The sequence below is a fragment of the Dyadobacter sp. HNCC25DJ185 genome, from assembly GCF_056895195.1.
On sequence record NZ_JBXHAR010000008.1, the window covers coordinates 219,498 to 231,174 of the forward strand.

Genomic DNA, 11,677 nt, shown 5'->3' on the forward strand with positions numbered 1-11,677 from the left:
GAATATATATAGAGTAAAAGTCATTGACCTTTTGACCTTTAACCCTTAATCCCCATTTCAACTATTCACTCCGCAACGACTTCACCGGATCCAGCAACGCTGCCTTCACCGCCTGATAACCCACCGTTCCGAGCGCCAATACCGCTATCGCCAGCCCAGAATAAATGAAAATGTTGGGTGTAAGGTCGATGCGGTAGGCGAATTCGTGGAGCCACTGACTCATGATCCAGGCGATCAGCGGGAATGCAATGACCATGGCGATGACGATCAGTTTCAGGAAATCGGTTGAAAGCATCGTCACTACATTGGTAACCGTAGCCCCGACCACTTTTCGGATGCCGATTTCCTTTTGCCTTCTTTGAGCTGTAAATGCCGCCAGTCCAAATAACCCAAGGCAGGATATCAGCACGGCAAGTCCGGCAAAATACCTTGACAATACCCCGATGCGACGCTCGGAAGCATACAATGCCTTGTAATTGTCGTCCATAAACTCATATTCAAACACGTTTCCGCGGTAGTGCTCCTTGAACGTCTTTTCAACACGGACAATGGTGGAAACCTCGGCCCCCCGCTGGATTTTCAGCATGATATTCGGCATCACCGGATATACCTGGAAAAAGCATGGTTTAACCGATTCATATAAGGATTCAAAATTGAAGTCTTTCACCACTCCGACGATCTGCCGCTCCATTCCCCAGAACTTAACCATTTTTCCGATGGGGTCTTTCAGTCCCATAGCTTTAATGGCCGACTCGTTGAACACAATTTCGTTACTGGCATTCTGGCTTTGGGTAAAGCTGCGGCCCTCTTTGAGCTTGATCCCGGCCGTCTCAATAAAATTGAACCCTACTTCCAGGTTGGCAAAATCAATCACCTTTCCGGGCGGACGTCCCGGCCAGTCGAAATCCGAAATACTGCCGTGGGCACCCGTGAGGTTATGGCTGTAACTGCCAGCGCTTACAACCCCAGGCAGTTCTTTTACCTCATTGAAAAACGCCTGGGAGGCAGCAAGGCTGGCCGAATCCATCCGCATCGGGATTTCGAAGTGGATTTTATTCTCGCGGCTGTAACCGAGATTTTTAGTCTGGATATATTCGATCTGCTTGTAAACGACGACGACGGAGACAATGAAGATCATGGAAATCGCGAACTGGAACACCACCAACCCTTTACGCACCAGCAATTCGCTGACAGAAGTTCTCAATGTTCCTTTCAGAACTGAGATCGCATTGAAACCAGACAGGTATAAAGCCGGATAACTGCCGGCGATCAGGCCGGTAGCCAGGGTAATGCCCAGGATCGTGAGCATGAGATTGGATGTAAGATCAAGGCCGATCTGTTTTCCAGTGATATGATTGAACTGCGGAAGCAGGATTACCACAATTAAAATCGCCACGATCAACGACAAAAATGCCATCATCACCGACTCGCTCAGGTATTGCATCACCAGCGATTTGCGCATCGCTCCGAGGGTCTTTTTGATACCCACTTCTTTCATACGACCGGACGAGCGGGCAGTAGACAGATTCATGAAATTGATACAGGCAACGATCAGGATGAACGCGGCAATGATGCCGAACAATTTGAGATACACGATCCTTCCGCCTGCCTGCACACCATTTTCAAATTGCCCGTGCAGGTATTTGTCCGAGAACTTGACAACAAATAATCCGACATCCAGATCCTTTTGCTTCGTCAGCAGGTAGTTTTTCAGCTTGGCATTCAATGCGTCAACATTAGTCCCTTCCTTCAAAATCAGATAAGTGCTCGGATCGCTGTTACCCCATGATTTCATGCTGGGACGTTTTTCGACAAATAAATCGAAGTTGAAAAGCAAGTCGAAACGCTCACTGGCATGGACAGGGTTTTTCTTAAAAACGTGACCAATGTTATAGGAACCGCTGAACTCTCCCATCTCCCATTTGATGGTTTTGCCAATCGCATTTTCAGTCCCGTGAAACATTTTCAGGGCCAACTCATCCGATATACCGATCGTCTGATTATCACGGAACAATGTTCCCTGGTCCCCCTGTACCGCCGGGCAGGTGAAGACATTGAAATAATCTTCCCCCACAAACTGTCCGCCAGCTTTCAAATGCGTATCGCCAAACGAAACAATTCCCTGGCTGTCAAACCATGACGCCGGAAGCACAGAAACCGCATATTCCACTTCCGGCATTTCGGTAGCCAGCGCATGAGGCAATAGCCCCGCAGTGTGATTGATGGTATTGACCCCGTCCTGGTTTTTGTGATTGGCCATCACCTGATAAAGCTGCCCGTCCTTTTCATTGTATCTATCCACATGCAGCTCATCGTTGATCCACAGATAGATCAGGAAGGTACACGCCAGACCGGTAGATAGACCAATCAGGTTTAGCAGCGTGAACTGGCGCTCTTTCAGCAGGTTACGCCAGGCGATTTTGAGATAGTTTTTAAACATAGCTATTTGCGGGTTGACAACATTTTTTTTGCTTCGTTATACATGCCGTCCTGTGCACTGATGTATTCTTTATAGCTGATCAACCTGTCCAGATATTCGTCCGATAACTTGGTATCCGAAGCCTGGTAATGCTTCGCGAGCTTCATCATAGCGTCGAACTTGTAGGATTGTTCCTTGAAGGCATCCCCTTTGGCGAGCTGCTCATAATAAGCAATCGCACGTTGCTGGTTTCCAAGTTTTTCTTCGATCATCCCGGCATGGAGCAGCTTGGATGGATGCGGCGGGCCATTTTTTGAAAACTGGGAGGCCATTTTTGAACCATAAGCCAATATCGATTTGTCGTCCAAAGAAGCGATCAGCTCGAATGCGGAGGCACTGCTCAGCACTTTGTCACTCGGATAGTCCGTGATGAGCATGTTAAGAATCACGGCAGCTTTCCGCCCTTCCTCAGAAAATGCTTTTGACATATAAAACATGCTTAGCACGGTCGCATAGGCTTGTTCCAGGTAGATCCGGGATTTACTTTGGGCAGTTAACTTTTTCAGGTTTTTCTCAATGGACGATATACCGGCATTGAAATCTATTTTTCCGGAGAGACCCAACACGTAATTTTTCACAAACGATGTTGCAATCGGCGAATTCAACGGATCGCCAAAGCCCAATCTGGTCGCGTCCGAATGCACGCCTGTGGGCGACAGGAAAACCAGTGTAAGGTCTTTGGAGGGGACCCGGAGTAACAAGGTCGAGCTGTTACTCCCGTAACCATAACCCCAATGCAGATCGACACCTTCAAAATGCATCGAAAAACAGCCCATGCCCTGCGGACTTCCCGGATAAAACGGCGTGGTGATTTTCTGGTAACGGTCTTGGGGTAAAAGAAGATTTTTGCCCAGCGCATTGGAGAATGTGACCAGATCCTGCACGCTGCTGATCATGCCATAACGCGGCCCGCATTCCATACCTTCCAGGTTGACCTGAACTGGCTTGTATCCGCCCGTGGCCCGATCGAAAGCATATTGCGTTACCACCCATTTTTTGAGCTCCGCATTTTCCTTTTCCACATAACGGGTCAATGTATGCTTCATTTTCAATGGAAAAAGAATCCGGTTTTCGATCTCGAGGGTAAACGGGCGTGTGAGTTCACTACTATCTTTTAGTGGGCTGACTGCGGCGAAAGCATTGAAAACCGTATTGTATTTACTGCCATTGTATACAAAATTCGTCCCGATTGGCTCACTTTCCGATGTGTGGCTGATGATATGCCCCAGGGTCGTTTCGCTGGTCCAGCGGTTGGTCGTAAAATATTTATTGGGGAATTTGCTCAGCTTGTCCGTGAGTGAAAACTTACCCTCGGCCTCCATTTGCTGCAACGCAACGGACGTGAAAGTTTTGGTAACCGAAGCAACATCGAACATATGGTCCTTCGTGATTTTCTCTTTGCTGTCAGGATTTGCATACCCTTCGCTTTTGAAAAAAACTATTTGATCCCCCTTCGCCACCGCCAAAGCGTAGGCCGGCAGCCGAAGCAATTTGGTGTAATCATCCAACTCCTCCTCAAATCGCTTTTCTGCCTGAGAGAAAGCGCTTTGGAAGAGAAGAAGCATTAGAATGGCGATGAAGTACTTCATTCGCTTCTTAACGTTTTCACCGGATCCAGCAACGCTGCCCGGATGGCCTGGTAACTCACCGTCAATAAAGTAATCACCAATGCCCCAACCGCTGTCCCAAGGAAAATCCAGTATGAAATTTCGGTATGATAACTGTACTTGGACAACCATTCCCGCATCGCAAACAGCGCAATGGGAACGGAAATTATCGCCGAAATCAACACCAGCATGACGAAGTCTCTGGAAAGCATTTGCCAAAGATTGGCGACCGAAGCCCCCAACACTTTGCGGATGCCAATCTCTTTGGTACGTTGCTCTGCCACAAAGGAAGCCAGGCCAAAAAGGCCCAGGCAGGAAATCAGGATCGCGAGAAATGAGAAGAAGCCTGACAGCTTCCCGATTCGCTCCTCGGTCCTGAACTTGGCATCATATTCCTGGTCTGCGAATTGGTATTCGAAAGGTGAGCCAGGAGTCAGTTTTTTGAAAACCGCTTCGATTTTTGGCAACGCTACGCTCGCACTGATGGACGGATTCAATCTGATATTGAGCCAGTTCGGGTTACCAAAAAGCATAAAAACAGTGGGCTTCGCTTTTTCGAAAGGCGACTCCATCACCATATCTTTTACGACCCCGATGATCCTGAACTGTTTACGGATATCGCCAGTCATCCATTTGCTCTTCCAACTCATGGGTTCTCCCACCGCCTCCCCTACTCTTTTCCCGCCAAAACCCATGAGTTTCGCGGCAGTTTCGTTCAGCACAAAGCCCGCAGAATCGGAGGCAAGGTCTTTTGAAAAATTCCTTCCTGCCAGAAATTCCCAGCCGACGGTTTTGGCATATTCGGGCGAAACCGACAGTGTGCCAAATTCGTCGGTACCGGTATCATTGCCTTTCCAGTTGAAACCTGCATCGGCACTCCACACGCCGGTAGTGGGGCTTTGCGAAAGTGCAACTGCCGATACGACGCCGGTATTTTCCAGTTCGGTTTGTAATAATTCGGTATTGGAATAAAATTCATCGGTACGAAACGGGACCAGCATCAGCCCGTCGCGCGAGTAACCGATCGGGCGATCTTTGGCAAACTGGACCTGGTTATAAATGATAATGGTACAAATCACCAGCGTAATAGAAACCGTAAACTGCATGGTTACCAGCACTTTGCGAGGCAGCGAAGCATATTTCCCAAACTGTACCGTGGCGCCTTTTAAAACTTTCACCGGCTGGAAAGAAGTGAGGTACAATGCCGGATAGCTCCCCGCCAGCAAACCCGTGACGACAATAAACGCCAGGCCGAACGCCCAGAAATAGACATTACCCCAGGGAATGGACATTTGCTTGGCAGCCAGCTCATTAAACCAGTCCAGCGAAGCGATGACCAGCACAAGCGCGACTATAAATGCCAGAAAAACCACCAGGAACGATTCCGAGAAAAACTGGCGGATCAGCTGGCCGCGCAGTGATCCGATGGCTTTGCGGATACCCACTTCCTTCGCCCGTTTTTCGGAGCGGGCCGTGCTGAGGTTCATAAAATTGATGCAGGCCAGCAGCAGCACAAAAAAGCCGATTAAGCCCACCAGCCACACATATTGAACCGGACCTTTGTCCACGACACCGTTGCTGAAACCGGAATACAAATGCCAGTCGCGCATCGGGTTCAGCCACATTTTTGGATTGGTGGCGTACTCCTCCTGCATATTGTCGATGTTGCGGATCGCATTCAGCTCCGAGTCGCGGATCGCGGCGGAAGCCTTTTCAAAAGTTGTTTCCGGCTTGATCTCGACATACATCCAGAGCGCATGGTTATCCCATTTTTTGTGCGACATATAGGGATTTGTAGCCAGGAACAACGACCAGGTCGACAAAAACTGAACATCGTGAAACTGGGAATTCTGGGGCAGGTCTTTATAAATACCGGTCACCTTGACATTCTTATCGGTATCAATTTTCACCAGCTGGTTCATCGGATTTTTATTGCCGAAAAGTGCCTTCGCGGTAGATTCCGACAATAAAATCGATTGCATTTCCTGCAAACCTGCCCAGGAGCCAGCCAGCATTTCGAGCGACAACATTTCTGGCGCGGCGGGTTCTATGAACTGGCCGGTCCTTGCTATTTTTTTCTCGCCCGCCGCCAGCACGCTCTGGCCGGCATGCGTGGAAGCAACGATATGTTTAAAACTTTCGCCGTAGTTGGTTCTCAGCTCATGGATAAATGGAAAAGGCATTGATGAACTCGTCTCCGTCACACCATTTATAGTCTCATTCTGCATGAGCTGGGCAATGCGGTCGTAATTCTTGTGGCACTTATTAAATGACAACTCATCATAAATCCACAGCCCGATCAGCATGGCCACCGCCATGCCCACAGCCAGGCCACCAATGTTAATAGCAGAATAGCCTTTGTTTTTCAAGAGGCCGCGGAGGGATATTTTCAAATAGTTGGTGAACATGGCTTTTTAGCTTTTGGCCGTCGGCTCTCTTGGCCGAGCGGCATTGTTATCATTTTAAAACCTTCATTCAATTTCAAAAAATGCGAACTGCGAACAGCCTACCCTCACTCGTTCCTCATGCTTTTCACCGGATTCATCAGCGATGCTTTGATCGTTTGAAAACCGACTGTAATCAGCGATACAAGAATGAGCATCGTCCCTGCCATGACGAAGATCTGCCAGGAAATAACGGTTTTGAATGCGAAGTTTTCCAGCCACTTGTCCATCGCCCACCATGCGATTGGCGTGGCGATCAGGATGGAGATGAAAACCAGTTTCATAAAATCGCCGGACAGCAATTTGGTGATGCTCAGCACCGAAGCGCCCAATACTTTGCGGATGCCGATTTCCTTGGTGCGCTGCTCGGCGGTGAACGTCGCCAGCCCAAACAGGCCGAGACATGCAATGAAAATCCCGATAAACGCGAAGTAGCTGATCAACTCCGAGGTACGCTGTTCCTTTTCATAATTTTTCTGAAAATCCTGATCCAGGAAGGAATATTCAAACGGAGAATTAGGGTTAATTTTTGTCCAGGTCCTTTCCAGGCCAGCCATCACTTTTTTATAATTTCCCCCTTTTACGTCGACGATCACGAAGCTGCTTGCTGCACTAAAAAACGGCGAAATGGTTAGTGCCAGAGGCTTAATTTTCTGTTGCAGACCTTGGAAATGATAGTCCTTCGCAACCCCGATGATATGCATGGTAGTCTTAAAGCCCTGAAATTCATAGAAAATCTTCCGGCCTACCGCATCGTCAATCGGATATCCGAGCTCCTTTAACGCGGTCTCGTTCAGTACAACCGCGCCGGAATCGGCTGTAAATTCCTTTGCGAAGCTCCTTCCCTTGAGAATTGTAATCCCGAGGGTCTTCACATAGGCCTCGTCCACAAAAGCCGTATTGATATCGACGTTCTCTTTGACGGTCTTGCCCTCCGCATAAAACAGCATATCCTGAACATTCTCGATCCCCGGATAAGTGGATGCCCTGGTGGAGGACAGTACCTGCGCATCGTTTTCCAGCTCATTCCTTAAAACCTGGTAATTGCGCGCAGACTCGTTGCTCAGGAGGGGCAGTATCACTTTTTGATTCTTATCAAAACCAAGACTTCGGTTACTCAGATAATCCATCTGGCGCCCGATCAGCAATGCCCCCAGGATCAGTACCATCGAAATTGTAAACTGGAACACCACAAGCCCCTTCCTGATGACGACCGCCGAAAGGTTGCGCCTCAGCCTCCCTTTCAGTACAGCAATCGGGGTGAAAGACGACAGATAAAATGCCGGGTAAAATCCTGATAACAGCCCTGTGAGCAAGGTAAGGGCCAGCAGCCAGCCAAAAATTTCCGGCTGGCCGGAGATCGACAAGGTTTTGCCCGTTACATCATTCAGTACCGGTGTCAGTAATTGGATCAGCAGGAAAGAAATGACCAGGGCAAACACGCTCATCATCAGCGATTCGCCCAAAAACTGCCCAACCAAACCACTCTTGACGGCGCCTATCACTTTTCTTAAACCCACTTCCTTCGCCCGCTTCTCACTACGTGCTGTGCTGAGGTTCATGAAGTTAATGCAAGCAATCACCAGCAGGAAGGCAGCAACGGAGCCAAAAATATAGAGATACTTGATGTTGCCGTTCGGGGCAATTTCGTAACCGGTGTTCGAACTCAGATAGATGTCCCTGAGCGGTTGGATAAAAAGCGTTTTATTCACCCCGGTTGCTTTGAAGTCCGAGCCGCCGTTCCGTTCCAGGAAACCTTTCAGTTTCCCTTCGAAGGCCTCCGCGCTACTGGCTTTGTTCAGCTTAACATAGGTGTGGAATATGTTGTTGGTCGACCAGTTGGTTTGCCCTTTCACCCACTGCCCTACGTCGTTATTGTTCATCGACAAGAACATATGCGCAGGAATGTGCGATTTGCCCGTTTCATCAAAAACACCCTTAATGGTATAGTTATTCTCGCCAAATGGTAGCGCCACCTTGATCACTTTATCGATGGGATCGGCCTTCCCGAAAAATTTCTCGGCAATGTCTTCCGAAATGATGATGGAATTAGGCTGATCCAGCGCTTTGTTCCTGTCACCAAATTTGAAATGGTAGTCAAACAACCGGAAGAAAGTCGAATCGACATAATAACCGTTGATCTCATAAAACTTCTTTTGGTCCGGCTCGTATTTCAGGAGGAACTTTTCCACGCCTGGCATCCGCAAAAGCCGGGTTACCTGCTCCACTTCGGGATAATCTTTTTTCAGACCTGCCGCCATGGGCGCCGACACAGCAACCCACTTTTCTCCTTTCACTTCCCCTGCGACCCGGTAAATCCGTTCCCCGTCCGCAAAATGCCTGTCATAGCTAACCTCATCAGTCACATAAAGTGTAATGAGGGCACAAGTGGTAATCCCGATCGCCAAACCCAGAATATTGATCAGACTGTAGACTTTGTTGTTCGTAAGATTACGAAAGGCGATTTTCAGATAGTTCCGGAGCATGGAAAAAGGGTTAAATGTTAACGGTTAATAGGTTAAGGGAGTTGGGGAGAGTCCAGAGAAAACCTTTAACCGGTTGACCCTTAACCCTTTTTATTCACTCCTAAGCGACTTCACCGGATTCACTAGTGCGGCCCTGATTGCCTGATAACTTACTGTGATGATTGTAATCGCCATGGCGCACAGCGCTGCGGCCGGGAAAATCCACCATTGGACGGTTGTGTGATATTTATAAGTTAAAAGCCAGTCGTTCAGAAAGTAATAGGCGATTGGGCTTGCGATCATGCACGAAATAATGACCAGCACAACAAAGTCCTGGGACATCAGCTGCCACAGATTGAGAACCGACGCCCCCAATACTTTACGCACCCCGATCTCCTTCGTCCGCTGCTCTGCCGTGAAAGAAGCCAAACCAAATAACCCCAGACAGGATATAAGCACCGCCAGCCCTGCGAAGATCCCGGCCAGCTTGCCAATGCGTTCCTCGGAAGCGAATTTTTTTCCAAAATCGTCGCTCACAAACTGATACCCAAACGGGGCAGCGGGTACGTGCTTTTTCAAAACGCCTTCGATGGATGCCAGGGATGCTTTTGGGCTTTTATTCGGATTGAGCTTGATCGTCATCCAGTTGGACGACTTATTGTTCAAAAAATAGAGCGTCTGCTTCACCGGCTCATAAGGCGACTCCATCAGCATATCCTTGATCACACCGATAATGGTGTAGTACTCCACGTCTTTTCCCTCTCCCCACTGCAGCACTTTGCCTACCGGATCCTTGATCCCAATAAATTTCACTGCCGCCTCATTAATCACCACGCCAGACGAGTCGGTTGAAAATTCCCGTGAAAAATCGCGGCCATCTTTGAATTTCCAGCCAACGGTCTTACCAAAATCATTGGTCACCCAAATGGTTGCAAATTCAGCTTGCAATGCAGGGTCCTTGCCCTCCCAATGGAACCCACCATTATTGGACCACACGCCGGTAGGAGGACTGGAAGACAAAGCGACCGAAGCAATACCACCCGAATTTTTCAGGTCTGCCTGGATCAGCTCCAATTTTTGTTCAAACTCCGGCGCTCCGTTATTGATCATAACCAGGCCATTGCTATCGTAACCCAAAGGACGGTTTTTAGTATGCTGTATCTGCTGATACACAATCACCGTCCCAATAATCAGCGTGATGGAGACCGTAAACTGAATGACCACCAATGCTTTGCGGGGAACAGCTTCTAATTTCCCTACCCGGAATGTGCCTTTCAAAACCTTAACCGGCTGAAAGGATGATAAGTATAGCGCAGGATAGCTCCCTGCAAGAAGTCCCGTCAGAAAAATAAAGAGCAAGCTCACAATCCAGAATACAGGCTGGCCCCAGGGAAATTCAATTTTCTTATATGCGATGGCATTGAATGCAGAAAGCAATGTGATCGCCAATACGACTGCACAAACAAACGCCAGGATCACGACGAGGAAGGATTCACTAAAAAACTGATTGATCAGTTGGCCACGTAGCGATCCCACCGCTTTGCGTATGCCAACTTCTTTGGCGCGCTTTTCAGACCTGGCAGTACTGAGGTTCATGAAATTAATGCAGGCCAGCAACAGAACAAATATCCCGACGATGGCAAAAAGCTTCACATATTTTATAAAGCCGCCAGTGTTCACCCCTTCTTCCCAATTGGATCGCAGGTGCCAGTCACTCATTGGGTGCAGAAAAATCTCCGGCTTGGAAACGCGTTCGTCCTTGTTAAGCCGATCGAGCTTCACATTTCTAATTTTGGTGCTCAGCTTCTCTATATCGACCTTTTCAGCAACTTGCGCAAACAGTTGAAAGGAGTTGTTGTCCCATTGATTCTCGTCGCGTGCCCGTTTTGCCCAGGATTCCGTAGCGATAAACAGCTCCCAGGGAGCAATGAAAGCCAATTGCTGAAACTCCGTATTAAAAGGAAGGTCTTTATAAACTCCTGTTACTTTGACGTCCGTTTTATTGTCTATCCGGACAATCTTGCCCATCGCCTTTTCATCACCAAAAAGTGCCTCGGCAGTTTTTGAAGAAAGCATGATGGAGTATGTCTCTTTCAGTGCACCATAATCCCCGCCTTCCATTTCCAATGAAAGCATTTCTGGCATCGGCACACCCATAAAATTGCCGGATTTACTGATTTTTTTCTCTCCATAGCTTAGGATATGCGCTCCTTGCCAGGTCGCCATCGCCAGGTGTTTGAAGCTGCTGCCATATTTATTTTGAATCTCCGTTACCAAAGGCATCGGAATTGATTTCTCTGTCCCCCTGTGACCGTTAAAATGCTGATGCTGCATGACTTGCACCAGCCTGTCGTAATTTTTATGGTATTGATCAAACGTAGCCTCATCATAAACCCAGAGACCAATCAGCATCGCGACGGCCATGCCCACCGCAAGCCCTCCAATGTTAATAGCAGAATAGCCCGGATTTTTCAAAAGGCTGCGAAAGGCGATTTTGAGGTAGTTGGAGAACATAGGCGTAGGAAAGTTTTTGGCGAGTAGCTGTTACTTAACAGCTAAAAGTTTCCGGGTCAAATAGCTTGCCAGGCGACAACATTCAACAAAAACGCTCATAACCAATAGATTATGAGCGTTTAATCGGTTATTCTCTTGTTCAAAAACGAACAGTATTTGTCCGGTATG

General features: G+C 48.2%; 5 protein-coding genes. All 5 read right to left on the reverse strand.

Translation table 11 applies throughout. The annotated features are described in order from the left end of the window. Positions 1-61 precede the first annotated feature (61 nt). The 5 genes from AC1XUF_RS23170 to AC1XUF_RS23190 all read right to left on the reverse strand — a co-directional run bounded on the left by AC1XUF_RS23170 (position 62) and on the right by AC1XUF_RS23190 (position 11,509). The gene (locus AC1XUF_RS23170; RefSeq protein WP_483344228.1) at positions 62-2,440 is read right to left on the reverse strand and encodes an FtsX-like permease family protein; all 2,379 of its coding nucleotides are present in this window, start codon (positions 2,438-2,440) and stop codon (positions 62-64) included. Between the two features lie 2 nt (positions 2,441-2,442). Then, positions 2,443-4,068, reverse strand: a complete 1,626-nt coding sequence (locus tag AC1XUF_RS23175) for a serine hydrolase domain-containing protein (RefSeq protein WP_483344229.1) — start codon at positions 4,066-4,068, stop codon at positions 2,443-2,445. Next, positions 4,065-6,494 (reverse strand): ABC transporter permease, encoded by a 2,430-nt coding sequence (locus AC1XUF_RS23180; protein WP_483344230.1) that lies wholly within the window; start codon positions 6,492-6,494, stop codon positions 4,065-4,067. Before AC1XUF_RS23180 ends, AC1XUF_RS23175 begins: the two co-directional genes overlap by 4 nt. A gap of 104 nt (positions 6,495-6,598) precedes the next feature. After that, positions 6,599-9,016 carry an ABC transporter permease gene (locus tag AC1XUF_RS23185; RefSeq protein WP_483344231.1) on the reverse strand — a complete coding sequence of 806 codons (2,418 nt, stop codon included), beginning with the start codon at positions 9,014-9,016 and terminating at the stop codon, positions 6,599-6,601. Between the two features lie 90 nt (positions 9,017-9,106). Then, the gene (locus AC1XUF_RS23190; RefSeq protein ID WP_483344232.1) at positions 9,107-11,509 is read right to left on the reverse strand and encodes an ABC transporter permease; all 2,403 of its coding nucleotides are present in this window, start codon (positions 11,507-11,509) and stop codon (positions 9,107-9,109) included. Between the last annotated feature and the right edge of the window lie 168 nt (positions 11,510-11,677).